The sequence below is a fragment of the Sphingomonas sp. BL-S-05 genome (assembly GCF_055521695.1).
Genome location: NZ_JBVFVS010000003.1, coordinates 41955 through 66043 on the forward strand (window position 1 = coordinate 41955; position 24089 = coordinate 66043).

26 protein-coding genes and 1 pseudogene are annotated in these 24089 nt (G+C 62.4%); 6 read left to right on the forward strand and 21 right to left on the reverse strand.

Features of this window, described 5'->3' with window-relative positions; all coding sequences use genetic code 11:
- Nucleotides 1-105: 105 nt before the first annotated feature.
- The 5 genes from ACZ1JS_RS18440 to ACZ1JS_RS18460 form a co-directional block, all read right to left on the reverse strand.
- Nucleotides 106-870, reverse strand: a complete 765-nt coding sequence (locus ACZ1JS_RS18440; RefSeq protein ID WP_066760134.1) for a molybdopterin-dependent oxidoreductase — start codon at nt 868-870, stop codon at nt 106-108.
- Nucleotides 867-1658 (reverse strand): cytochrome b/b6 domain-containing protein, encoded by a 792-nt coding sequence (locus ACZ1JS_RS18445; RefSeq protein ID WP_066760136.1) that lies wholly within the window; start codon nt 1656-1658, stop codon nt 867-869. Before ACZ1JS_RS18445 ends, ACZ1JS_RS18440 begins: the two co-directional genes overlap by 4 nt.
- Nucleotides 1659-1917: 259 nt before the next feature.
- Nucleotides 1918-2649, reverse strand: coding sequence for a DUF1223 domain-containing protein (locus ACZ1JS_RS18450; protein WP_066760138.1), 732 nt, complete (start codon nt 2647-2649; stop codon nt 1918-1920).
- A gap of 30 nt (nt 2650-2679) precedes the next feature.
- Entirely contained in the window at nt 2680-3396 is a 717-nt protein-coding gene (locus ACZ1JS_RS18455; protein ID WP_241215454.1) for a cytochrome c biogenesis CcdA family protein, read from the reverse strand.
- A gap of 19 nt (nt 3397-3415) precedes the next feature.
- The gene (locus tag ACZ1JS_RS18460; RefSeq protein ID WP_082731213.1) at nt 3416-3811 is read right to left on the reverse strand and encodes a thioredoxin family protein; all 396 of its coding nucleotides are present in this window, start codon (nt 3809-3811) and stop codon (nt 3416-3418) included.
- A gap of 265 nt (nt 3812-4076) precedes the next feature.
- On the opposite strand from ACZ1JS_RS18460, the gene ACZ1JS_RS18465 reads away from it, so the two are divergent.
- Both ACZ1JS_RS18465 and ACZ1JS_RS18470 read left to right on the forward strand, forming a co-directional pair.
- Nucleotides 4077-4604: a sigma-70 family RNA polymerase sigma factor gene (locus tag ACZ1JS_RS18465; protein ID WP_066760140.1), complete on the forward strand. Its 528-nt coding sequence runs from the start codon at nt 4077-4079 to the stop codon at nt 4602-4604.
- Nucleotides 4605-4609: 5 nt separating this feature from the next.
- Nucleotides 4610-5260 carry a DUF1109 domain-containing protein gene (locus tag ACZ1JS_RS18470; RefSeq protein ID WP_066760187.1) on the forward strand — a complete coding sequence of 217 codons (651 nt, stop codon included), beginning with the start codon at nt 4610-4612 and terminating at the stop codon, nt 5258-5260.
- A gap of 9 nt (nt 5261-5269) precedes the next feature.
- Here ACZ1JS_RS18470 and ACZ1JS_RS18475 read toward each other — a convergent pair whose 3' ends face one another.
- The 3 genes from ACZ1JS_RS18475 to ACZ1JS_RS18485 all read right to left on the reverse strand — a co-directional run bounded on the left by ACZ1JS_RS18475 (nt 5270) and on the right by ACZ1JS_RS18485 (nt 7359).
- Complete coding sequence (locus ACZ1JS_RS18475) at nt 5270-5686, reverse strand: YkgB family protein (RefSeq protein ID WP_465168897.1); 417 nt, start codon at nt 5684-5686, stop codon at nt 5270-5272.
- Between the two features lie 288 nt (nt 5687-5974).
- Nucleotides 5975-6769, reverse strand: a complete 795-nt coding sequence (locus ACZ1JS_RS18480) for a hypothetical protein (RefSeq protein WP_156477958.1) — start codon at nt 6767-6769, stop codon at nt 5975-5977.
- Complete coding sequence (locus tag ACZ1JS_RS18485) at nt 6766-7359, reverse strand: recombinase family protein (RefSeq protein ID WP_007406866.1); 594 nt, start codon at nt 7357-7359, stop codon at nt 6766-6768. The genes ACZ1JS_RS18480 and ACZ1JS_RS18485 overlap by 4 nt, the downstream gene beginning before the upstream one ends.
- A 198-nt stretch (nt 7360-7557) precedes the next feature.
- On the opposite strand from ACZ1JS_RS18485, the gene ACZ1JS_RS18490 reads away from it, so the two are divergent.
- Nucleotides 7558-8994, forward strand: a complete 1437-nt coding sequence (locus ACZ1JS_RS18490; protein WP_042491502.1) for a Mu transposase C-terminal domain-containing protein — start codon at nt 7558-7560, stop codon at nt 8992-8994.
- Between the two features lie 117 nt (nt 8995-9111).
- Here ACZ1JS_RS18490 and ACZ1JS_RS18495 read toward each other — a convergent pair whose 3' ends face one another.
- From ACZ1JS_RS18495 to ACZ1JS_RS18510, 4 genes are all read right to left on the reverse strand, one after another.
- Nucleotides 9112-10188, reverse strand: a complete 1077-nt coding sequence (locus ACZ1JS_RS18495) for a hypothetical protein (protein WP_465168898.1) — start codon at nt 10186-10188, stop codon at nt 9112-9114.
- A 36-nt stretch (nt 10189-10224) separates the two neighbouring features.
- Entirely contained in the window at nt 10225-13203 is a 2979-nt protein-coding gene (locus tag ACZ1JS_RS18500; RefSeq protein ID WP_012449407.1) for a Tn3-like element ISMpo10 family transposase, read from the reverse strand.
- A 4-nt stretch (nt 13204-13207) separates the two neighbouring features.
- Complete coding sequence (locus tag ACZ1JS_RS18505; RefSeq protein WP_010339849.1) at nt 13208-13792, reverse strand: recombinase family protein; 585 nt, start codon at nt 13790-13792, stop codon at nt 13208-13210.
- Nucleotides 13793-13925: 133 nt separating this feature from the next.
- Nucleotides 13926-14402: a YkgB family protein gene (locus tag ACZ1JS_RS18510; protein ID WP_010339850.1), complete on the reverse strand. Its 477-nt coding sequence runs from the start codon at nt 14400-14402 to the stop codon at nt 13926-13928.
- A gap of 104 nt (nt 14403-14506) precedes the next feature.
- Between ACZ1JS_RS18510 and ACZ1JS_RS18515 the strand changes: the two genes are divergently transcribed.
- A complete protein-coding gene (locus ACZ1JS_RS18515; RefSeq protein ID WP_010339851.1) occupies nt 14507-15049 on the forward strand; it encodes a MarR family winged helix-turn-helix transcriptional regulator in 543 nt (180 codons plus the stop codon).
- 52 nt (nt 15050-15101) lie between these two features.
- On the opposite strand, the pseudogene ACZ1JS_RS18520 reads toward ACZ1JS_RS18515, so the two are convergent.
- From ACZ1JS_RS18520 to ACZ1JS_RS18535, 4 genes and pseudogenes are all read right to left on the reverse strand, one after another.
- A pseudogene (locus ACZ1JS_RS18520) lies at nt 15102-15401 on the reverse strand (hypothetical protein); the annotation flags it as partial.
- On the reverse strand, nt 15402-15971 hold the full coding sequence (locus ACZ1JS_RS18525; protein WP_007015735.1) for a recombinase family protein: 570 nt from the start codon (nt 15969-15971) through the stop codon (nt 15402-15404).
- A 324-nt stretch (nt 15972-16295) separates the two neighbouring features.
- Nucleotides 16296-17081 (reverse strand): SDR family NAD(P)-dependent oxidoreductase, encoded by a 786-nt coding sequence (locus ACZ1JS_RS18530; protein ID WP_465168899.1) that lies wholly within the window; start codon nt 17079-17081, stop codon nt 16296-16298.
- Nucleotides 17078-17629 (reverse strand): recombinase family protein, encoded by a 552-nt coding sequence (locus ACZ1JS_RS18535; RefSeq protein WP_004213210.1) that lies wholly within the window; start codon nt 17627-17629, stop codon nt 17078-17080. Before ACZ1JS_RS18535 ends, ACZ1JS_RS18530 begins: the two co-directional genes overlap by 4 nt.
- Nucleotides 17630-17901: 272 nt before the next feature.
- On the opposite strand from ACZ1JS_RS18535, the gene ACZ1JS_RS18540 reads away from it, so the two are divergent.
- A complete protein-coding gene (locus ACZ1JS_RS18540; protein ID WP_465168900.1) occupies nt 17902-18342 on the forward strand; it encodes a hypothetical protein in 441 nt (146 codons plus the stop codon).
- A 382-nt stretch (nt 18343-18724) separates the two neighbouring features.
- On the opposite strand, the gene ACZ1JS_RS18545 is transcribed toward ACZ1JS_RS18540, so the two are convergent.
- The 4 genes from ACZ1JS_RS18545 to ACZ1JS_RS18560 all read right to left on the reverse strand — a co-directional run bounded on the left by ACZ1JS_RS18545 (nt 18725) and on the right by ACZ1JS_RS18560 (nt 20468).
- Entirely contained in the window at nt 18725-18919 is a 195-nt protein-coding gene (locus ACZ1JS_RS18545; protein ID WP_010409232.1) for a hypothetical protein, read from the reverse strand.
- 174 nt (nt 18920-19093) lie between these two features.
- Nucleotides 19094-19375, reverse strand: a complete 282-nt coding sequence (locus ACZ1JS_RS18550; RefSeq protein WP_010409234.1) for an HU family DNA-binding protein — start codon at nt 19373-19375, stop codon at nt 19094-19096.
- Nucleotides 19376-19419: 44 nt separating this feature from the next.
- Nucleotides 19420-20043, reverse strand: coding sequence for an SOS response-associated peptidase family protein (locus ACZ1JS_RS18555; RefSeq protein WP_010409235.1), 624 nt, complete (start codon nt 20041-20043; stop codon nt 19420-19422).
- Nucleotides 20044-20111: 68 nt separating this feature from the next.
- Nucleotides 20112-20468 carry a hypothetical protein gene (locus ACZ1JS_RS18560; RefSeq protein ID WP_010409236.1) on the reverse strand — a complete coding sequence of 119 codons (357 nt, stop codon included), beginning with the start codon at nt 20466-20468 and terminating at the stop codon, nt 20112-20114.
- A gap of 116 nt (nt 20469-20584) precedes the next feature.
- Between ACZ1JS_RS18560 and ACZ1JS_RS18565 the strand changes: the two genes are divergently transcribed.
- Nucleotides 20585-20839 (forward strand): hypothetical protein, encoded by a 255-nt coding sequence (locus ACZ1JS_RS18565; protein WP_029623254.1) that lies wholly within the window; start codon nt 20585-20587, stop codon nt 20837-20839.
- Here ACZ1JS_RS18565 and ACZ1JS_RS18570 read toward each other — a convergent pair.
- Nucleotides 20820-24083, reverse strand: a complete 3264-nt coding sequence (locus tag ACZ1JS_RS18570; protein ID WP_064312071.1) for a conjugal transfer protein TraG N-terminal domain-containing protein — start codon at nt 24081-24083, stop codon at nt 20820-20822. The two genes, ACZ1JS_RS18565 and ACZ1JS_RS18570, sit on opposite strands and share 20 nt — an antisense overlap.
- Nucleotides 24084-24089 lie beyond the last annotated feature (6 nt).

Genomic DNA, 24089 nt, shown 5'->3' on the forward strand with positions numbered 1-24089 from the left:
TTGGGATGGTGAAACGGGAATGTCAGCTTTCGCTGGCGGAATGTCGGACACGTTCAACGTCCAAACCACCGCCAGCATAGAAATTTATCGTGTGATCGCGATCTCTCAGAGTCCTGCGTACCACTCATATCCTGCAGCATCCTCCCAATACCCACCCTTGCCGCCATAGATGCCGGCAAGGCTTGGGACCGCCTCGATCCGCTGGACATATTTCGCGTGTTTATAGCCGAGCTGCCGCTCTACCCTGAGACGTAACGGCGCGCCGTTCTGGACCGGAAGCAGCTGGTCGTTGATCCCCCAAGCCAGGATCGTCTGCGGATGAACGGCGTCGATCCGGTCGATCGATTCATAGTACATGGTCCCGTTGGTCTGTGGGTCGGCACAATGAAACACGATAAAACGGGCTTGCGGACTGACACCTGCGCGATCCAGCAACAGCTTTAGGGGCACACCGTGCCATTTCGCGATCGCGCTCCAGCCCTCCACGCAGTCATGACGTGTGATCTGGGTTCGGGTCGGCATCGCCCTGATCTGGTCGAGCGAAAAGGCTTGCGGGTTAGCGACAGCGCCGTCGACCACCAGCCGCCAATCGTTGAAGTTGACGGCAAGATGCCGTGCATAATCGGTTCCGCCCGGCATCCGGGTGCCATTCGCTCGAAAAACGGGCGAGCGCTGCGAAGGAGCGAACTCCTCAGCTAGCGCCGTCCGGTCCTGCAATAGCCTCTGAAAGGCATAGTTGCCCCGCTCGCCGGATGCGAGGAGCGCGCGAAATTGCTCATTTTGCCCTAGACGGTCGCAGCCTGAGAGTATCGTGCCGGCGCCGGCTGCAAGGCTGCCGACAAGAGCGCGGCGTGTGAGAATCGTTGTCATTGCGTGTCCAAGGTCCGCTTGAGCTTGGCGATATGTTTGTCGGGATCGGGTGGCACTCGGAACCAGCCGGTCAACATCGAACGGACCTCGTTGATCGGACCCGCCAGTAGCACCAAAGTCAGGTGAACGACGATGAACGCAGCTATGATACCAGCGCAAATGAAATGCAGAGAGCGGGCCGACGAGCGACCGCCCAAAAGATCGAGCGGCCAGTGCATGACTGCGTTGAATCCGGGAGACAAGCTCAGCCCGGTCAGGATCAGCAGCGGGATAACGACGAATACGATCGAAATATACGCGATCTTCTGTAGGACGTTATACCGGAGCGCTTCTTGACCAGTGGGGAATTTTAGGCGCGCATGATCCTTCACGTCTTGCCAGAGGTGGGAAGGAGCAAGTTCGCTGCGCCGTAGCGTCAGGTCACGCTGGATGTGCCGGTTGACCAGACTGATGACCAGATGAGCAAGCAGGCCAAACGCGAGAATCCAAGCGAAGAACAGATGCCAGTGGCGAGCAAGCGCCAGATTGTATGTTGAGGGGATTGTTGCCCAGCCCGGAAAGCGCGGCGGAGACCACCACGGCTGATCGAAATTCGCGCCATACTCACCCCAATAAAGGTGCGGGTGGGCGTTCGAGATCATCAACCCGCTCATTAGCAGGACGATGATCGCCACCGCATTGGTCCAATGCCAAAGCCTTGTCGGCAATCGATGCCGGTACACCAGTTCGCCGCCGTGCTCTGCACGCTCGCGGGTCTCGGTGGCTGAAGTCGATAGCGGCTCGATCATCTGCAGCCTCCTCGGTACCGCACACCATCGGCTTCGTGCCGATAGTCGCGAGGGTTTTGTAACCCGGGGCCTGCATCCGGGTGGTCTGCCCAAGCGCCGGTCCGGCGTGTCGAGCGCATGGAGTGGAAAATTCCCATCATCATAATCCCAACTTCGATCGCTGACCGGCCGGAGTTACACGGCCGATGAAATATCGTCGGCCGATGTGCAGCCTCGCTAACTCGGCCGATCCCCAGCCGCGGACGGCACCGCCAACGGCTTACAGCTTGCGCGCTGCGGTGATCGGCCCGCCCGTACCCTGCTGCACCAGAACGGCGGAGCTCAGCCCGCGGGGTGCGCTGGGCAGCGGCAACTCCGTCACCGCGCCGGACCAATTGCCCAGCTTTACCAATTCCCGCACGATATTGCGGTGGGGGAGCGTCCGCCCCCCATTCTCTCCGGCGCGGATCGGCACCTCGACCGTCCGCGGATCGTAGCGGACCAGCCAGATCGTCGATGGAACGTCTTTGCCGGCAGCCAGAGTCAGGGCTCCATTGCGCACCGATATGGCAGGACCGCCACGCGCAGGGCCGGCGCGCTGTATAGCCGCTTCGAGCTGGGCACGATTGCTGCCAACGATAGTGGGCCCGCCGTTGATGATCACCTGCGGTGTCGCCACCTGTGGGCGACCAGCGGCACGCGCATAGTCCCATTGCCGCGCGGTCCAGGCGGGGGAGCCGAAAGTGTCCTTCCAGCCGAGCCGATCCCAGTAGGTCACGGCGAAGGATAAGGCGAGCACGCCCGGCGCATCCGCAATGGCGTTCACGTTGGCGTTGGCAGGCGGGCAGGACGAGCAGCCTTGGCTTTGGAACAGTTCGACCACCACAGGCGCGGCGGGCGTCCCGACGACGAGTGGTTTGACCGGGCGGGGCTGTGCGGCAGCTCCGGCGGGCGCCTGCCCGCAGCCGGCCAGCGCTAACAGGGACAGCAGGGAGAGGATGTTGTGCGTCATGCAGAGTGCCTCGGTGGGAGAGTACGAATGTTAAAAGGCGGTCGACCATTCGGTTACCCGGTCGGGCAGATGATCGAGTAGGAAGGCTTCGAGTTGGCGATCCACCCCTGTCAGGATGAAAATGCCGACGATTAACAGCAGTCCTCCAAGCACGATCTTGCCGCGACCGCCCGCTGCCATCATCCGCCCCCGCCAGCGGGCGAGCGCGCCGCGAGCGGCAAAGGCGATGACCAGCAGCACGGTGGAGATACCTAGTCCGAAGGCCGCCATCACCAGCGCTACTTCGCCCAGATCCTTCCCTTCCGCCGCCAGCGCCACCGCCGCGCCGAGCGTGGGGCCGACACAGGGTGCCCAGACGATGCCGAGCAATGCCCCGATCAGCGCTTGACCCCACAACCCGGCGCGGTCGTCGAGTGCGCTTTGCTGTCGGCTCGCCCAGGCTGCGGCAGGCGTGGCGATCCGTGAAAGCCCGTCCTGAAGGCGAGGTATCAGCAGGACGATGCCCACCAGGCACAGGATGATCGCGCCGGCGTTCCGGACGACAAGCGTATCGATCCCGAGCGCCTGCCCGAACGCGGCGACGACGAAGCCGGTCGCGGTGAACGCCAGCACCAGTCCCGCCGCAAGTGCCACGGGCGCGAAGCGGTGACGCTGCGCCGCCGACGACAGGACGATCGGTACCAGCGGCAGCACGCACGGCGACAGGATGGTGAGCGCGCCCGCCACATAGGCGAGCGCGGGGTTCAACGCCGAGGCCATTAGAGGATCAGGCCAGCGCGCCGCGGATCACCGCGGATACCTTGGCATCGTTGGTCTCGTGAGCGATGCGGCCGGTTTCGCGCTTGCCGCGAAAGCCGATCAGGGTCGACTGCATCGTCGCGCCGAACTTCTGCCAAAGCGGCTTCTGCGTGTCATAGTCGATCCGGAAGACCTGCATGTCGCGATAGGCGGGTTCGGCGATGACACGCTCGATCGTCTTTGCCTGCTGACGGCATACCGGGCACCACGGGGCATGGACCCAGACAAGGATCGGCTTGCCCGCCTTCTGCGCTGCATCGAACGCGGCCTGATTGAACGGTTTGACGGTCGGTGCCGCATGGGCGGGCGCCGCGATCGTGATGGGCGCGGCGATGACGGCGACGGACAGAAACATGGAACGCATCGGTGACCTCCCTTGATGGTTCCTGTCACTACGGGACAACCAGGAAGCCGGTTACACGGCACATGAATGAAAAGATGCCGTTGTAACCAAACGCCGCGCTCCCGCGTAGTCCGTGCACCGGCGCGTTGGAGGGTAGGACTGCATGGACGACGAACAGGTGCCGGTGACGAACGCTGGTCGTTCCGGACTATGCTTGGACGCTATGCCCCTTGATCATTCGCAATATCCCGCTCGATACTGATCGACGCGGCGTTGCGGGGTGTAGATGGGGCAAAGCGAAGATCAGCTCAAGGCATTGATGATCGGGGGGCTGGATGGCGACGCTGCCGCTCACGCTGCGCTACTGCGCGCGCTCGTCCCGCTGCTGGAACGTTTTTATCGCCGGCGGCTCGCCGGCAGCAACGAAGTGGATGACCTGGTGCAGGAAACCTTGATTGCCGTGCATGGCCGCCGGGCGACCTGGGATCGCGGCCGCCCCTTCACGGCGTGGCTCTATGCCATCGCACGCTATCGCATGATCGATCACCTGCGCCGACAGCGCCGGCACATCCCGATCGAGGACGTGGAGGCAATGCTGGTGACGGAGGGTTTCGAAGCATCCGCGAATGCCCGGATCGATGTCGCCCGTCTGCTGGGCACGCTGCCGCCCAAGCAGTCGCGAGCCATTCGGGACACGCATATCGACGGACAAAGCATCGCGGAGGCCGCTACCCGAGCCGGGATCGGGGAGTCCGACGTCAAGATTTCCGTGCATCGCGGCCTTCGTGCGCTCGCCGCCCGGCTGAAAGGGTGACGGCAATGAGCACTGAGAGCACCGAACAGTTGATCCGACAGCTCAGCCGCGACGTAGCGCGTGTGCCGCCTAACGCCGTCGCGCGGCGCATCGCCATCGGGATCGCGACCGGATGCGTCCTTGCGGCTCTCTACATGGGCGCCACGATCGGCGTTCGCCCCGATCTGGATGCGGCGATGCAAGGATCGTCCTTCTGGATCAAGGCCGCCTACACCCTGTCGATCGCGATGGTGGCGATGTCCACGGCGGTGAAGCTGGCTCGTCCGGACGCGAGCGTCCCGCGCGGCCTATGGCTGCTGGCGGTGCCGGCGCTCCTCCTGGCAGGCGTCGGGGTGGTCGAACTCGCCTCGACGCCCTCTGGCGACTGGCTGGCGATGTGGCTGGGCCAAAGCTGGCGGAGCTGTCCGTGGCACGTCCTGACCCTGTCGATCCCGATCTTCGCCGGATTGCTGTGGTCGTTCCGGCGTCTCGCGCCGACACACTTCAGGGCCGCCGGTGCTGCAGCGGGACTGAGCGCCGGGGGATGGGCGGCGACGATCTACTGCCTTCACTGCCCCGAGGTATCGGCCATCTTCGTGCTTACCTGGTACACACTAGGAATTGCCCTCGCCGCCAGCGTAGGAGCGCTGATGGGTCCAAGGCTCCTGCGCTGGTGACCGCGTGCGTCAGTCGCCGCGCGGCATTCGGCGTTGTCCGTCGACCGCGAGTGCGTAACAGGCTGCCAGCAGCACGGCGTCCTTCATCAGGAACTGGCCGGTCGACCCGAGAAACGGAGCGCCGTATCCCGCCTGCCAGAACGCGGGCGCACCCAATGAGAAGCTGAGCGTGACGCAAAAGGTGAATACGCCCATCGCACCGCCGGCGAGGCTTGCGAACGGATAGCGAGCGCCGAGCGCGATCATTGCTCCTGTCAGCAACTCGATAGTACCGATGACGTTGCTTGCGCCACGCTCGCCCCAGATCGGATACATCCAGCTAAAGAGCGGATAGTGGCTTGCGATCTTTGCCACGCCCTCGGCCTCATATGCCGCGAACTTGGCGATGCCGAATAATGCGAAAACGATGACGATCGACCATCGCAACGCAGCGATGGTGGTGGCGTCGTTCGGAACGTAGCTAGTCGTCATAAATCTCCCCTTTGGGAGCGCTTACGAAGCGGGACGGAGATGGGTTACAACGCCTCCCCAACCAAGGCTCGCCCCCGACATTCCCGATTGGGAACCCCAGCCAGGATCACAGAAGGTGAGGGAGGGCACTTCACCTCTCGGGCGGCACCATTTCCCAAAACCTGTTCCCGATTGCGCTTTCTCGAAATGGACACCTGGCGACGGGGTTATGGGACTGGGGTCGTGTCGCCAAAGTTGTAGCTTTCAGCGGTAAATGTCACGAAGTGACATCACTGATTGTCGCCTCCTGCGGCCTGCTCCTTTGGGGAAGCACTGATAAAGCCAGCTTTCCCGCTCGGTCCGGCACGTTGCGCTCTGAGGAAGGGCCTCATCATAGGCTTGGTGAGATCCGTCCAGCCTGAAGGATCGTGGTTTGTGCCAGCGCCAGTCCATCCATCGATTTATCGGCATCAGCACGTTCGTTCCTGCTTCACCTCGCTTTGCCGAACATGACGTAACCGAAAGGCGCGACAGCCAGGAAGCCGCGAACAGACCACGTCGCAATCTGCCGAACAGGCATTGGCCGGCAACAGGAAGGCCAATGATTTCGGTCGATGATATCCGCATAATATTTGAGGGTGAGGAAGGTAGCATAGTATAAATGCTGAACTGATCACCTGCCTGCTCGACGCGGGCGATCGGCAGTTCGACATCTCCGAGAGGGGTGCCACCACGGTCATTCAGCAGACCCAGTGCTGCCCAACCGGCGAAAGCACCCATCATGGCCGAGGTAAGCCAATAACCGATGCGGCCAATGGTAGACTGACGCCGCATCAGAGGAACATAAAAAGCCGCAGCCCCCAAGCCAGCTATCACGCCTAAGAGGCTACCCCAACCGAGAATACTGGTGAGGCCGGGTGTAACCGGCGCAAACGGACGTGAAAAGTAAACAACGGGCAGCGTGATGGATGCTAGAAGTGAAACCAGCCACAGCCCTTGGCGAAGGATGAAGTCGAAGCGGCGAGCACTACTCGCATCTTGTTGTTCGGTGAGATTCATGCCGCTGCCGCCGCTGTGGCAGCATGCCTGCCGAGCGTTCGATAAACGGTCGGCCGGGAAATCGAGAACAGCTCGGCGAGGTCGCTGATCGAGTAGTCGTCGGTATCGTACATGCGACGAAGCTCCTTCTGCTGCCGATCGGACAGCTTGGGCTTCTTCCCACGCAGCTTCCCCTTAGCGCGGGCGACCGCCATGCCCTCGCGGGTGCGGAGCTTGATGAGGTCCGCCTCGAACTCGGCAAAGGTGGCAAGGATGTTGAAGAACAGCTTACCCATCGGGTCAGCCGGATCGTGGACGCTGGCACCAAGCTGTAGCTTCACCCCACGGGCAGCAAGGCCGTCCCCGATCGCGCGCGCGTCCGGAACTGATCGCGCGAGCCGGTCAAGCTTGGGCACTACCAGCGTGTCGCCGCTTCGTACTGCGGCTAGTGCTTGGTCGAGGCCGGGGCGATCCCGGTTCGTGCCGGTGAGCCCCTTGTCGGTGTAGATGCGATCGGCCGCCACCCCGAGCTTGAGCAGCGCGTCATGCTGGGCGGCAAGGTCCTGTTTGTCGGTCGAGCAGCGGGCATAGCCGATCAGCGTGTGCGTCATAGCCGGAGTGTAACGTATAAGGCCCCATCACCGCAAAACATATGGTACCATCTATGTGAGACTCGGCTTTCGGCCGCTTTCCGTGCTGTTGGAGATCGACCGGCCGAGTCCGCTGAACGATCCTCTATCGGACAGGGGGCGATCACCATGGCGGATGGTCGAAGATCGGAGACAGGAGGCGCGGAGGTGGCGCGGCGAATGGCGGCACTTCGCGCCCATCTGCATGGTGGCGCGTCGCTGGCCAAAGTCGCGGCCGATGCCGGTGTTTCGCTGCGCACCGTCCAGCGATGGCTCGCTCGCTATACCGCCAACGGTCCAATGGGCCTCGCGCGGCCGCTTCGTCCGGAAGCTGGCACACGGACGTTCCCGGACGGTCTGGTCCAACTGATCCAGGGCATGGCGCTGACGAAGCCGCCGGCCTCGATCGCAACCATCCATCGTCGCGTTGTGCATGTCGCTAGCGAATATGGATGGCACACGCCGTCCTACGGCAGCGTTCGCGATATCGTGCGCCGGATCGATCCTGCGATGCTGACGCTCGCGCATGAGGGCGCTGCCGCTTTCCGCGACAAATACGAGATGGTCCATCGTCATCGCGCCGATCGCCCGAACGCGATCTGGCAGGCCGACCACACCGAACTCGACATCCTCATCCTCGATGCTCGTGGCAGGCCGACACGGCCGTGGCTGACGACGGTGGTGGACGATCATTCCCGCGTGATCGCAGGCTACATGGTGTTTCTCGGCGCGCCATCCGCGCTCAATACGTCGCTCGCGCTGCGCCAGGCCATCTGGCGCAAGGCCGATCCGGCATGGCCGGTGTGCGGCATTCCCGATGTGCTGCACGTCGATCACGGATCGGACTTCACCAGCCTCCACCTCGAACAGGCCGCGGCCGATCTGCGTATCAGGCTGATCTACTCAGCCGTCGCCCGTCCGCAGGGGCGTGGCAAGATCGAGCGGCTGTTCCGGACCATCAACACCGAACTGCTGGCCGAACTCCCCGGCAACCTGCGCGCCGGCAAGACGGTATCCCCACCGGCCCTTTCACTGGCCGAACTGGACGCGGCGATCGGCGCCTGGATCATCTCGACCTATAATGCGCGTCCCCACCGTTCGATCGGGGCGGCACCGATAGCCGCATGGCGGGGCGATGGCTGGTTGCCCCGGATGCCGGAGACGCTTGCCGAACTGGACATGCTGCTGGTCATGGTCGCCAAGCCCCGCACCGTTCACCGCGACGGCATCCGCTTCGAGGGATTGCGCTACTTCGATCCGACGCTGGCAGCCTACGTCGGCGAGCCGGTGACGATCCGCTACGACCCCCGCGACATGGGCGAAGTCCGCGTGTTCCATCGCAACGTGTTCCTGTGCCGGGCGATCGATGCGGATCATGCCGCGAACAGTGTCACCCTAAAGGACATCCAGGCGGCGCGGATCGCGCATCGGCGTCGCCTGCGGCAGGAGATCAGGGAGAAGCAATCGAGCGTTATAGACTATCTTCCAGCGATCCTGCGCACTCCGGCTCCGATCGCGAAACCGGCGCGATTGCCTGAATTGGCGCCGGTCTCCGCAGCGACTCCGGCGCCGCCACCAAGCCGGCCGAAGCTACGCACCTATTATGAGGGCGACTGATGACCGCCGGCAGTACGCGCGCGACCAGCTTCATCTCGACCCAAGAGGAGGGCATAGCGTGGGAGGTACGCCAAGCAACGCTAAGGACGAACAATACCGGAACGGCGTGCAAGGGCATCACCTGCGGAGGCCGATGATGCCCAGCTCTTGCCACATCCACGTAAAATCATAGGTAGCCATTGGCTCGCCGACCCCGGATTTTGCTGCGCCATTCTCTATATATTTGAGCCAGTCGGCCACTTTCGCCCGGCCAGCCTTCGTGCGGGCCAGAGCGCGCGGCGTCTTGTTGCCAAGGGCAGGCACCGCTTCATCAAGCGTTTTGGTATATTCGCGTGTCAGCATATCATGAACGATGCGCTCCATTTCGTCCGGCGGGATATCGAGCGGCTCTTCCTGCGGAGCGCGGGCGGCGTCATCAGCCATGAACTGGGCCAGAGTCCGGATTTCGGTCATAGGTGTGCTCACGCAATCACCAAGCCATTCGCCCATTTGCGCAATCGCTTTCTCCGCACGGGCGGCACTATTGACCTCAACGATCAGTTTGCGTCCCGCCAACTCGACATTGGCGAAGACGGGTGTGCCGTCCTCCATGGTCGTCACAAAAGCCTGCCCGCCTTTGGCCGTTCGTGGTTTTCTCTCCTTCGTCACCGGCACCAGCCAGTTCCAGAATGTGTCGCTGGCAGGCTCCAGCCATTGTGCCGCGTTCAGCCTGCGAACCACGCTCTTGCCGATCACGCCCTTGGCCAGGGGGAAGACGATGCGGTGGAACACAAGATCATCGCCATCGGCGTTGACCATATCCGGCATGGTGCCAGGCATGGCTTTGCCCAGACAATCGAGCAGCCACATGTTCGTGAACATCGGGCCTGATGCCCGTATAATAGCATCCCGGTCGGTCTGGTTTAGTTCGGAGGTGTCCTTTGCATCGTCCGCAAGCCGGCCAAACGCGTCGATCAGTTGTAGGGCGCCATCAGCGCTGAACGGCAACAGCGCGCCCGAGATGCCATGGCGACCGTTCACATCGACAACCCGTGCAGCGATCTTGTCCCAGTTGACGAGGGTCTGTGTCGCGCCGTGTTCGCGGACCGTGACTGGCGCAACATCCCGCAACAGATCACGCAAGGTCATCGACTGACCGGGGACGACCTCGCTAACCTCATAGAGCGACATCATCGTATCCCGCAGCGCGCGCATATAGGGGTCGGTACACAGAACGGACCCAGATATACGCTAAGGTTTTGCCGTGCCTTCGACGGCGCGCATCTGGCGAAGCGGTCTGAGCGCGGTGGATGGCGCATCGGGATCGGTCCAGAGGTAATCGCCGGTGAGATTGATATGCTGCCAACCGAGCGGTGATAGGTGTTGCAGCAGGTCCGGCGGGACCGGCCGGCCGAGGTTGGCGAGATGCATCCGGGCGGCTTGCAGGTAGGTCGTGTTCCACAGGACGATGGCACCGGCGACGAGGTTCAGCGCGCTCGCCCGATGGCTTTGGGCTTGCAGCGCATGATCGCGGATACGGCCGATGCGATGGAAGAAGATGGCGCGTTTCAGGGCATTTTCCGCTTCTCCCTTGTTGAGTTCGCGGGTGGCGCGGCGACGCTGTTCGGGCTGCTCGATCCAGTCGAGCGTGAACAGGGTACGCTCGACGCGACCGATCTCGCGCAACGCCAGTGCCAGGCCGTTGGCGCGTGGATAGGAGCCGAGCCGTTCCAGCATGATCGAGGCGCTGACGACGCCTGTGCGGATCGAGGTTCCCAGTCGCAGCACGTCGTCCCAGTGTGCCTCGATCAGACCTTCGTCGATGCGGCCCGCGACCAGCGGCGCAATATCGGGGCCGGGTTCGATGCCGTTAAACAGGTGCAAACGGCGTGCGGCGATATTCGGGATACGCGGCGCGAACCGGAACCCAAGCAGATGACATAGCGCGAACACATGGTCGGAGACGCCCCCGCCATCGACGTGATGCTCTTCGATGTGCAGATCGGCGCCGTGGTGGAGCAGCCCGTCGAGCACCTGTGCCGCCTCGCTCGCCGAAGCGGAGATAACTGTGGAATGGAACGGCGCGTAGCGATCCGAGACGTGGCTGTAAAAGGAGACAGCCGGCTCTGTCCCCTTGTGCGGATTGACTGCGCCGGTTGCCTGGGCGCGGCGGTCGAGCGGAAAGTTCTGACCGTCTGAGCTGGACGAGGTGCCGGACCCGAACAGCGCGGCCAGCGGCGCGGTGTGTTGGGCGTCGACAAGCCGGGCGAGCGCGCGACCGTAGGTTTCCTCGCGCAGATGCCACGAGGCGAGCCAACCGAGTTGGCGCTGGGTCACGAGATTGCAGGCTTCCGCCATGCGCGTATGGCCCAGATTGGTGGCATCGGCGAGCACCGCCGTGAGGATCGCACGTGGTTCATCCGCGGCACGGCCACTTTGCAGATGCGTGAAGCACTGGCTGAACCCGGTCCATCGATCGACTTCGGCAAGAAGGTCGGTGATGCGGATCGCGGGCAGATGCGCATAGAGCGGCGCAAGGGCGGTATCGGATTCCTCGGGAGTAATCGCCTTCAAGGGCGAAATCCGCAGCCTGCCCAAGCTGAGCTGCACGTCTTCCAGCGCGTCCGTCTCCGCCTTTCGCTCGACCTCGGCCAATCGACGGGCGAGGCGGGCGCGTCGTTCGGCCAGCCAGATATCGGCCGTATCCGGTGCCGGTATCGGCAAGGGGCCGGCCGCGCGCATGTTGGCGAATACGGGGGCAGGAATGAGTTGCTGCTCGACAGCACGATAGCGTCGGCTTCCCTCGACCCACATGTCGCCGGCGCGAAGCCGGTCGCGAAGCTCGACCAGCACGCACAATTCATAGATCCTGCGATCGGGAATGCCGGTGCCGATCGCCCGACGCCAAGCTTGCCGGATGAAGCCGACTGGCGTGCCTGCAGGCAATTTGCGCAGATGACCAAAATGAAGGTCGCGCATGATCGCGACCGCTCGCGCGAGCGCATGGCAGGCTGGCACCGCCCCGAATGTGAACGAGGCGATGAACGAGGGACCGACCTGTCGGAGGACGGGGTAATTGGTCGCGGCGACCGCGACGGGATCGACCGAATCGGGGCGGATCAGCTTGCGGGCTTCATCGACCTCGCGGCCGAGATCATTCCATCCGATCGCTGCCTCGACCGCAGCGCCGATATCGCCACCTGATATCTTGGCGGCGAGCAAGGCAGCGCCGAGTTGGGCAAGCAGCCGGATTTTGCCGTTGATGGTGCGCCGGTTGCGCTTGAGTGTCGTGTCCGCGCTGTTCTGTTCGCGCCGGAACATCTGCCCAAGCAGGCGATCGAACATCAGCACCGCATCGTCGGTGAGGGTAACGATGGTTTCGAGGATGGTCGCCACCAATGTGGCGCGACGCCGCGTCGCTTGCAGCGTCCGAACATGTTGCGCGGTCAGCCGCACGCCTTCCTGGCACAGGCGTCGGAGGCGCTCGGGATGGACGCCTACGGCGATATCCGGATCGATCCCGATGGCCCGAAGCAGTGTCAGTCGCTCGATGATGGCGGCGAATGTCTTTCGGCCGGGCTTGCCGGGTGACTGCCGCACCCAGGCCAGATCGCTCAAGTTCGTGCCTGTGTGGGGCAGGAGAAGCGCATCGAGCAGCCGGCGCTGTCGAGCATCGAGTCCTCGGGTCAGATGCTCGGCGACATGGCGTTCGGCATCGAGCAACGCCTGTGCGACCATCCGCTCGACCGAACTGATGCCCGGCACAATGATGCGCCGTCGCCGGCACTCATCCAGCATCACGCGCGCCAGCCTAGCCCCGCTGGTCGTCGTCAGCGCGATCGGCAGGAGCCATTCCTGCAACGTCGTTCGCAGCGGCCGACTGAGCGGCATGAAGCCGAATGCATCGCGCAGTGCATCGAGCTGTTCGTACCGGGTCGGGCCGCGCGTCGCGTAGTCGGCCAGCACCTCGGGTCCGACCTGCAATTGCTCTGCGACGAACGCGAGCGGCGTATCAGGGATCAGTTCACCGGGTCGCAGGAAACGGCCAGGATAGCGCAGCGCGCAAAGCTGGATCGCGAAACCCAGCCGGTTATGCGGTCGCCTCCGGCGGACGATGATGGCCAAGTCGTCCCGGCTCAATGTCCAGTGCTGGACGAGCAGGGTTTCGTCGTCGGGAAGCGCGAGCAACGCCGCGCGTTGCTCGTCCGACAGGACGGCGCGACGCGGCATCGGCTTAGACCTTGGCCGGTGCGGTCCAGCCGATCCGGGCAAGCGTGCCGAGAAGGGTCGAACGCGGCACCTTGAAGGTCCGGCAGACGGACGCCTTGCTGGCCCCGCCATCCAGCGCGGCGGTGATCCGCTCGAGCGTTTCGGCGTCGATCATCGGCGGGCGGCCACCTTGGCGTCCCCGGCGTTTGGCAGCAGCCAGTCCCGCCATCACCCGTTCGCGCGTGAGCGCACGCTCATATTGTGCCAATGCACCGAACAGCGAGAACAGCAATTCGCCGTGCGGCGTGGTCGTATCCATCTGCTCGGTCAGCGACCGGAACGCGATGCCGCGCGCCTTCAGATCGGTGACGATCGTCAGCAGGTGCGGCAGCGAGCGTCCGAGCCGGTCGAGCTTCCACACGATCAGTGTGTCGCCCGCGTTCAGATAGTCGAGGCAGGCTTTCAGGCCTGGTCGGTCGTCGCGCGCGCCGGATGCCTTGTCGGTATGGAGATGCCGATGATCGACCCCGGTTGCGACGAGCGCGTCCCGCTGGAGATCGACCGTTTGGCGGTCATCGGTCGTTGACACCCGCATATATCCGACCAGCATGTACGACAAACCCTCGAAAGCATGTTTTCGAACACCCTATCAAAGCGACAGGGTTTGTCGATCGTTATGGGCTGAGGCGGGTATGGTTCGGCAAAAGCGCAGGTCCGGAGCGTCGCCTATCACCTGTTTGCCGTCACGCGTCTGCTGTCCGTATGGACGCAAGTAGAAGGCACGCTGATGCCGCAAGAAGCACCAGGTCCTTCAACAGGAACTGTCCGGTTCCGGCCGAAATCGCCGGGAACCCGCCAGCGGTCGGCTCGGCGACGCCAGGCGTGCTCAGGAAAAACGTCAGTGTCACGGCATAAGTCAGGCATGACATCGCCGCGCCGAGAGCGGAGGCCGTCTTGTTGAAAGCACCGATAATCAGCGCAGCGGCCGTCGCGAGCTCGACGGTGCCTATAAAATAGCTTCCACCCTGCACCCCAAAAACGGCCGGAATCCAGCTCATGATCGGACTGTTCTTCATCAATGGCGCGATGCCCATCGCTTCATAGCTCGTGAATTTCATGCAACCGAACCAGAGAAAGATGACCACCAGCGCCCAGCGCAGCAACGCGAGAGACCCGCGAGAGCCGGTCGTCTTTTCAGCTATGTGTAATGTCGAAAACATGGTGCCTCGCTTTCATCATGGCGCATGACCTGCCTTCATGCTTAGACAGGCGTGATATATGCGCTGCGCATACACTATACGCCGTCAATGAATGAGGCAACCCTTTGAACGTACTCTCGGACCGGCTCGTCAATCTGTTCGGCGCCCTCGCAGTGGGCATCACCGATCGAATTAAGAAGGCGGCATTCGACCCGACGATACCCGGCGGTGGCGAAACCACCGCGGCGATCGTCGTCATCGGTCACGCGACCGGTCTTTCGATCGACGAATTAGGACGGGTGCTAGGCTTGTCCCACGCGGGGACGGTGCGGCTTGTCGATCGATTGGTTGCAGCCGGGTTCGCCGTTCGATCCAAAGCGCTACGGGACCGTCGTGCAGTAGCGCTGATGCTCACTGAGGCAGGCGAGACTCGCCTATCTGCGATCCTGCAACGAAGAAACGAGACTTTATCCGAAATCCTTAGCCATGTCTCGAATGCTGACCGCCTCGTGCTGGAACGTATTGCCGAGACAATACTTGCGCAGATGTCTGACGACGCTGTCTCGGCGCTGACGATATGCCGGCTCTGCGACGAGAGGCGATGCTACAACTGTCCGATGGATGCCTTTGGAATGCTGGAGTCGTCGACGCATAGAGTCGACCCATAAGTGCGCGCAGAGACGCTTAGCGTATATCTGTGCCCGTTCTATGTCCTGACCCCATATAGGCCTTGTTCGGCGCCTTCTCGTTCCAGCCTCGGCGCTTGAGATAGTCATCGACCAGATTGCGACCGTCAGGTTCCAGTTCCTGTGTCAGCAGATCTTCAAAGGCGCAGCCCCATAGCGGCCCTTGCCAATGATCACCGATGATCTCGAATATGGCGTCGGGTTCGAGGCCGGTCGCTTCACATGCCGGACCGAGATGCGCGGACAGCATTTCATCCATCGCCTCGTCCCACGGAGCACGATCCGCATATTTCATCAGCCCGGACAGATCGTGAGCAGATTTCAATCTGGACATTCAGGCAGGCCTTTCCACGCCAAGGCGGCGCATTTCGCGATAGATGGTGGATCTGCCGATGCCGAGTTGCCGTGCTGCCTCTGTCGGCGAGATACGGGCTTCGACCAGTTTGATGGCCGCATCCACCTTGGACATGTCGAGCGGCTGACGGCCAGGCTGCTTGCCCTTGGCGCGTGCAGCGGCGATCCCATCGCGGGTCCGCTCAGAGATTAGCCGCCGCTCGAAATGGGCGATAGCTCCGAACACATGGAAGATGAGTTCGCCGGCGGCCGACGAGGTGTCGATTTTTTCCTCAAGACTCAGGAGGGCGATGCCTTGGCTGCGCAAAGTTTCGACTGTGGCGAGCAGTTCAGTCAGCGAACGCCCAAGCCGATCGAGGCGGACCACGGCGAGCGTGTCACCCTTGCGGGCATAGGCGATCAGTTCGGCCAGTCCAGGCCGCTCCATGCTTTTTCCCGATATTACATCGGTGAACACCTTGATGGCGCCGGCATTCTCCAGTCGCATGGTCTGGCCCGCCACATCCTGATCGCCGGTGCTGACGCGGGCGTAGCCCAGAATGCCGCCCATCTATCGTGTCTCCCAAACGGTCGTTCTGTGGACGCTCTGAAGGGCGACCGCTTCACCCCGCCCATAGCCGTCCACATACTATGTCTCTTTACTCATGGCTGTCCATAGGCGCAGTTGACCTTTTGTGGACGGGAATCGGCATGACGAAGCGCAAGCATCAACTCCTGACCGAGAGCGAGCGCAATCAGATCCGCCCTGCCACCCCCGCCGACGCGGGGTGACTACACGAAAGTGACGTATCTGCACGCTAAGGGCGAACAAATCCGGTACGATGCCAGCAGATGCTATTCGCAGGCTTTCCTGCCCCTTTTATGTGGTGCCGCCCTACGGGCGCCGATATGGGAGGGCGGCAATCCGATTGACCAACGATCGAGGTAGAACCCTGCTCGCCAAATATGTGAGCTGGTTGCCCATCCCCGGTATGGCGAAGGATTGCCGATAAACCAGAGCGTGGACTGCATGGGCCGCGCACCGGTCAACGTCCATCAAACCCAACCTCCCCCACTTCAAATCGCTGAGGGCAGCCATGTCTGTGTCGATTCCACCGGGTGCAAAAGACCCAACACTCACTCCCGTCCCGGCAAGCTCCACGGAAAGCGCTCGCATGAGGGTGCTCACATAGGCTTTCGACGCGCCGTAGACCGCTTGGAAGGGCACGGATGTTTCGCCCGCCAGGCTCGACACGGCGATTACTGAGGATTCAAACGGCTGCTCCCTGAAAATCGCAATCAGGCGAGCCAGCAAATCCGTGAAACCGAGTATGTTTGTTTCAATTACCTCGGCATCAGTGTCGGCACGGCCTGCATCAAATGAACCAACGCTCGTCATTCCGGCAACCAACAAAGCGGCTGTTACTTGCAATTCTGCAACCTTAGCCGCGATTTTCTCCCTGCCCTCGATTTCACGTTGATCAGCCACTATAATCTCGCACGGCACATTGAACCGCTCGTCAATTTCGGTCTGTAGCTCCCGCAAGTTGTCGAGCCTTCGTCCAACAATCAGGGGCTTGGCCTGGTACGATGCCGCCAAGCGGAGGGCGGACGCTCTGCCCAAACCGGTCGAAGCCCCTGTGACCAGCACCCACGAGTTCTTGATCGCCAGCGGTTTCACGCGTTTTCCAGAGCCTTGTATAGGGCGGTTTTGCCGATCTTGAGCCGGGCCGCCGCCTCACGAACAGTGAGGCCCGCTGCGATATGCGCCCGCGCTTTACGTAGTTTGTCGGGGGTAACGACAGGCCGGCGACCACCCTTGTTGCCCCGCTCGCGTGCGGCCTTGAGGCCGGCATGAGTGCGTTCACGGATCAGGTCACGCTCGAATTGGGCCAGCGAGCCGAAGATGTTGAACACCAGCATGCCGCCCGAAGTGGTGGTGTCGATATTCTCGGTGAGTGAGCGGAACCCGATGCCGCGCGCCGCAAGCTCGCCGACCTTCTCGATCAGGTGGCTCATCGAGCGGCCGAGGCGGTCGAGTTTCCAGACCACCAGCGTGTCGCCGGGGCGCAAATAGGCGAGCGCTTCGGTTAGGCCAGGCCGATCGGCTTTTGCCCCGGATGCGTGATCGTCGAATATACGGTCGCACCCGGCAGTGTTCAGCGCGTCAAGCTGGAGCGACAGCTTCTGGTCTGCGGTCGAGACGCGCGCATAGCCGATCAGCGCCACATGATGCCCGATCCTGTCCGTTTTCCCGTCATTATGCGATCTTGTCCGAATCGCCGTTACAGGTCCAGAGTTAACGGACATATTCCTGTTGGCCGCCAGAGGACCGTTTGACGGCCAAGGGCAGGAAGCGCCCCTCGGGATCATTCCTCAAGGCATGATTTCCTTAGGATTAACCTGCTACAGTCATGCCTATGAAGAAACTAGCTTGCGCACTCACCCTTTACCTTATCCCAGCCGCAGCCACAGCATCACACTTTGGGATCGGACAGGGCATGAACATCTCCACCCTCAAGATTTTGGAGAAATCAGGTCAGAAGACCTATCGGGTGCGGGTTCCAGAGCCTAATTCCAATTTCGAAAGCTATTGGGTGATGGCCACTCCTTCCACGGGCGTTTGTGCAGTCTATGGAGAGACGAAGTCGTACTCAACATGGTCTGAGGCCAAAGCGAAGCGGGAATCCATAGCCAATTTGCTCACGAAGTACGGCAAGCCTACGCACGTCAAGCCTAACCTAGACTATGCGACCTTGAGCGTACGCCCTCCCGTGGAAGCGTACGACCTCGAATGGCGCAAGCTGGCCGCCCCTTTGTCGGCCGTCTCACTTGACGTAGTTGGCCGTGATGGCGGCCAGATCGTTCGGCTTACGTACTTTTTCCGAAACATGGCCCAATGTCATACATGGGAGCCGGGGCAGGACAGACGCGGTCTTTAGTCACCTATGTTTGGCGTTCGGCAATGGTTAGCGCTTAACGTACGAAAACCTCACTTTCGTGTCGTGAGCCCGTATAGGCCGCGGGACGAACACTGCAACCTAGAGGAACATCGACCAACCGCAATCTTCGGACAAAATGTCTGAGTGTCCGAGCCCGCTGCTGCCGCAGCGGGTCCAAGGACGCAAACACTCGATAGGTCACCGCCTCAGCGGGGGCAGCGCTGCGCTGCTTGGGGGGCTCCACGCTGCCCCCGCTGCCACCACGAGTGTCATTTCTATCTGGCGGAGGATGTGTCTTTTCTAACTGGCGGCAACAACAGGAACGTGGCTTGTGCCGGCTTGGCAACAGCGGCTTAACCAGCGGCCGAACTCTTAACTTGGCTCAATAGTCGAGGTTGCGTTTTTCCATCTGTGCGGCCGCGAGGTCCGCGACCGGACCAGCGCCTTCGGCCAGCTCGTAGATCGCTATCACAGCCCTGTCGTCGAGACGCTCGACCATTGCCTGGACCGCTGACCAGTTAGCCACGTCGAGCGCGACCGTCGTGCTTTCGTTACCGGACACGGCGATCGGCCGCATCAGCCATCTTCGACCAGCGATCGGCCGAATGCAGCATACGGTCCCTAGCATGGGGCAGAACGAGCTGCTGGGCCTCGGCAAGGTCGGCCGCTGCCCTCGCGCGGTAGTCGGCTGCGGTATCGGCCATGAAGTCCCCTCAGTTTAGGCCAGCGTTCTAAAACCCTGGCCCGTTTATCACTTGCCGTTCATCCGATCGCGGACCGCCTTCGCCGGCGCGAACGTCAGCTTGCGTGACGCCGCGATCGTGATCGCCTCGCCCGTCGACGGGTTGCGCCCCTGGCGCTCTGGGGTGTCCTTCAGCTTGAACTTGCCGAACCCGTTGAGGCTGACTTCCTCGCCGGTCGCGACAGCCGCGGTGATGTTCGCAAGGATCGCATCGATGACCTTCCTGGCGTCCGCCTTTGCGAGGCCATGGGTATTGGAGAGCTGTTCGGCCAGATCGGATGTCGTCGTCATGAACACGTCCCGGTGGTGAATGATTGGACCGGCCTTAGCCCGGTTCACGTCGCGCCGCCATCGGGAGTTGCCTCCTGCGCGCTCATCTCGCCCTCATAGGGGCGGACGAGCTTCAGGGCGTCTTCATAGCTGCCGTCGAGCCATGCCGTGAAATCGCGAGGGTGAAGGATCGCCGGCATTGCCTTGGGATGCCAGGGATCGACGGTGGCGTTGGGAGAGGTGGTGCAGAAGGCATAGGCATCGCCGCGCTCGGTCGGCCGCCACAGACCGGCGAAGAAGGCGATGGGCTGGTCGGGCAGCGAAAACCACATCTGGCGGGGTTTGCCATCGTCGCCCGTCCCGCCGTCGGGATGCGGCTCGGCGAAGTGCGTGAACGGGACCAGGCAGCGCCGATCGGGATTCGCGATCGACGGCTTCCACATCGACGATGCGAGATTCCGCGCATTGGTGACGAACTTGTCCAGCTTGACCGCCGGGTCGCGCTTGCTCGCTACCTTGGTCGGGAAGCCCCATTCCATCGCGACCGGTTCGAGCGGACGGTTACCCTCCCCTGCCCGCCTGACGACCAGTCCGTAGCGCGCTGTCTTCTTGCCCGTCGGGAAGATCTCGCGCGGCACCGGGTAGGTCTCGTCCTCGGGATAAGGCGGCTCGAATCCGACCGCCCGCATCACCGCGGCCTGTTTGGCGCTCAGGCGATATCGGTTGCAGATCGATCGGCTCCTTCATCGTGCCCAGGTTAGAAGAACTCCCGGCCACCACGATACTCGCGCCAGGCATTATCCCATTTCGTGCCGACGTCGCCACTAACCGGCCGCGCGCCGACGTCGAATCCGGCCATCACGTCGTCGATATGCGGTGCCGGCGCCGGCGTGTTGAACGGCGCGATCCCGCGCGCCTTCAGGTGCCAGACATAGGCGCACTCGTGATCGGTGACCGGCGCGGCCTTCCCCCACGCCACGTCCTGGAACTGGCGCTGCGCCGCGCTCCTCGGCCGGCGCTCGCGCAGACGCAGCGCATCGTAGAACAGCAGATGCTCGCGCAGCAGCGCCTCGTAGCGTTCGATCGTGCGCGGGTTTTCGCCGTCCTGCTCCACCGTGCCCACTCCGTCAGTACGGGTGAAAATCCTCGCCAAACTCAATCCGATATGCTAGGCTTTGCAAGCCTAATTCTGACCAGCACGGTCAGCCACGGATTGAGGAAGGAGCGGCCATGTTGAACCACGAACCTGGCCAGATGGACTGGGATCGGTTCCCAATCGGTGGCTCGTCTTCAAACGGATATATCAATCCTAGCAACATGTACGATCAAATGACGCATGTAGGCCGGGAGGCATTGGCTGAAGCCACTAGACACGATGAATTTGAGCCACCCGAAGTGAGCGACAACTCACATGCAAAGCTTTTCTTTGTGTTTATTGCAATAGTAATGGCTTTCGCCTTCATCTTCACTCCCGGCCATTCCTAAGCTGGAACCGCCTCGGATCGACCGGAGCGCCATCCTTCCATAATTCATAATGAAGGTGCGAACCGGTCGATTTCCCGGTGCTGCCAACACGCCCGATCACCGCCCCAGCTTCGACCGTGCTGCCGACCTGGAAGCCAGACCGATCCTGCATGTGGAAGTATTTGCTCTGCGACCCGTCGCCGTGCTGCAGGACCACATAATTGCCGGCCCCGTTGGCCTGGAAGTCGTTTCGGATGACCTGGCCCGATGCAGGTGCGCGGATCTCCGTCCCTGCTGGCGCGGCAATATCCACCCCTCGGTGATGCCGTCCGGGCTCGCCAGTGACCGGGTCGATCCGACCACCCATTCCCGAACTCAGCCGCCCCGAAATCGGCAGCATCGCACGTTCACCGCGCGGGACTTCGTAAACATGGCTGGTGCCAGCTCCGATCCCGAGATTGTCACGGACCCAGTTGCGCGCGCCCTCAACACCGGGAAGTGTCGTCGTGATCCACGCATCATTGCGCTCTTGGACATGGTCACCTAGCTGACCCGCCGTCCCTCTCGCCTCGTCGACACCGTTGCCGACCTCGAATGCACCACGGGTGATGCGCGCTGACGCATTCGGGATCGCGTCTGCGACATTGCCGGCCAAGTCGAGATCGCGCGAACTTTCGCGGATCGACACGTCCGGTCCTTGTGCCCTGACACCGGCTGCGCGCTGGTTGCCCCATTGGTTTACCGCACCCGGGGTCGCCGATGCGGGGCCATGCAACTGCCCCGACAGACGCTCAGGCACGCTTACACCCAGTTCGTCGCGGACCGATGCGACGCGGCGCTCCATGAATTCGCCAAGCAGGATATCGCGCACCTGTTCCTGTTGCGGCGTGCGCGGCATGACCATGCCTGGCGTCCACCCGAACTGCGACAGCGTGTCGTCGCCGAGAAGCCGCTCCTGGGCATACACGACAAACTCCTGGCTCTCGTTCCGATTGAGCGACCAGCCCCGCGCCGAGGCCTCCCTGACATCGTTGCTGACCCGCTGGAACGTCTCTTCGGCTCGAGTTGCTTCCAACGACGCCGACCGCGATTCCCCGACGCTGACGCCCAGCTTCTGCGACAGCGACCGAACCTCGCTATCTCCGCTCGTGCTAGATTCACGCATGAATTCGTCGCGTGCTGCCCGGGCCTGCGTCGAGTTAGTTTCCTTTGTAATGTAGTCTTGTAATTCCCCGTAGGCGTTATCGGCCGACAGCGTCCTGTTCGTATTTTCGGTCGCGATCGATGCGATTTTACCGCTGAGGCCAGCCCTTCCGGTGACGCCCCACAACTTCTTAAGAACTTCTATGCCGGCGTTCGCGTCGCCTGTGGTCTGCGAAGCACGGGCGACTTGCTGTGCATCGGACTCACTAAGACCAAAGCGATTGCTCAGTCCGGTGGAAAGGCTCCGAGATGCCTCCGTCATTCTGGTGATGCTGTTATTGAACCCCGACCCCGTCTCGGTCGAACTACCACGCCGATGCTCAGCGGCCGTCAACAGATCCGTCGCCGTCGTCGCCGTCGCGTTCCAGGATTGCGATGCCGCGCTGCGGAGCGACTGGGTGTGCGTCTGCCCGTCCGAGAGCGCCCGGCTCATGCTGCTGTCGAACCCGGCGGTCCGCGTCGGCGTGAATGCGAGGTTCGAGATGCCCTGGCGGGTATCGAACGCGTTGGTCCCGTCCGCGAAGCCGTACGTCACGCCACCGTCGGCGTTGGTGAACGTGCCGACCGAATAGCCCGAATTGAACTTGGGCTGATCGTCGAACTTGTTCGCCTGGGTCATGCCCGACGTCAGGTTCTGGAATGAGGTATTGCCGTACGAGTAGTTGCCGGTGGTGCGCTCGGTCGCGGCCTGTTCGGCCGCGCTGTGCGCCGGTTGCAACATCGAGGTCGCATGCCCCGCGATCGCCATCGCGCCGCGCGCCATCCCGCCGGCGATGAACGGCACGCTCATCATCAGGAAGCCGGCGAGCGTCGAGATCGATTCATTGACGCTCGCCATGCCGTCCGAAACCAGCAGCGTCGGCCCGATCGGCGCCGCCGCGTGATAGAGGCTCGCCGCCCTGCTCATCACGAACATGTGCAGGATGACGTAGAGCGGCCCCCAGGAGGCGAGGTAGAAGAACCCGGTCGCATAGCCCTTGAGCGTCTGCAGGCCGGTCCTGGGGAACAGGAACAGCGGGAAAAGCACCGGGAACATCGCGTAGAATACGACCGTCAGGACGATGCCGAGAAGCGGCACCCAGGTCATCGCCTGCGTAGCGATCGAGGTGTAGGTGTTCTTGGCCTGGGCGTCCGCGCGCTGCGACGCATAGGCGTCCCACCCGGCGTCTGAGAAGCTCTCGCGCGCGGCCAGGAACGCGTCAATCATCGAGATCTGTTTCAGGTACGAATAGGCATCGGTCGAGGTGCCGTGCATCTGCGCCGCGACCACCGGCAGGTCATCGCGAATGCGCTGCGCCGCGATCGTGTCGGCGATGCCAGGATAGGCGTTCCTGGCGAACGGGATCAGATCCTTGTCGTAGGCCGTCTGCCACTGGGCATCCATGCGCGAATAGGCTTCGTTGCACGGGATTATCGAATTTTCGGTGGTGCCGGGACCGGTCGAACTGATCCAGCGCTGGCTGCGCGCCGGCGACCCCGGCCCGATCGACTCCCACAGGTTGCTGGTCTTGGTCAGGTCGTCCATCGCCTTGAAGCCGAGCAGCACGTCATAGAAGGTGCATTGCTTCAGATGCTCATCGAGGTTGGCGCGGAACACGCTGTCGGTGATCTGGAACGTGCGTGCCTTGTCCATCAGCCGCGCGCCGTAGATCATGCCGTTGTTGGTCAGCGCGAGCGCGTTGGGCATGACGAACACGGTCTCGGCCGAGCGCGTCATCCAGTCGCCGACCTGGCTCGTAAACGAGGCCATCACGCCCAGGCCCAGCGGCACGTTGTCGACCACCGAGGGCGCGAGCGCGGGGTTGATCCGGTCGGTCACCTTCACCGTGACGGTCGGGACCATCAGCATCATGTAGATGAGCGTCGACTGGAGGAACCAGTTGAACCACGCCCGCCAGTCGAGCGAGAAGGCGACGACGAACAGCGAGTAGATGAAGCCCATCACCATCACGACCTGGAGCATCGAGCGGTAGCCCCCGCCCCCGGTCCATGCCGCGACCGCGTTGAAGACGTTGACGATATATTCGCCCCCGCCGATCGTGAAGACTTCGAGCCCGCCCATCGCCGT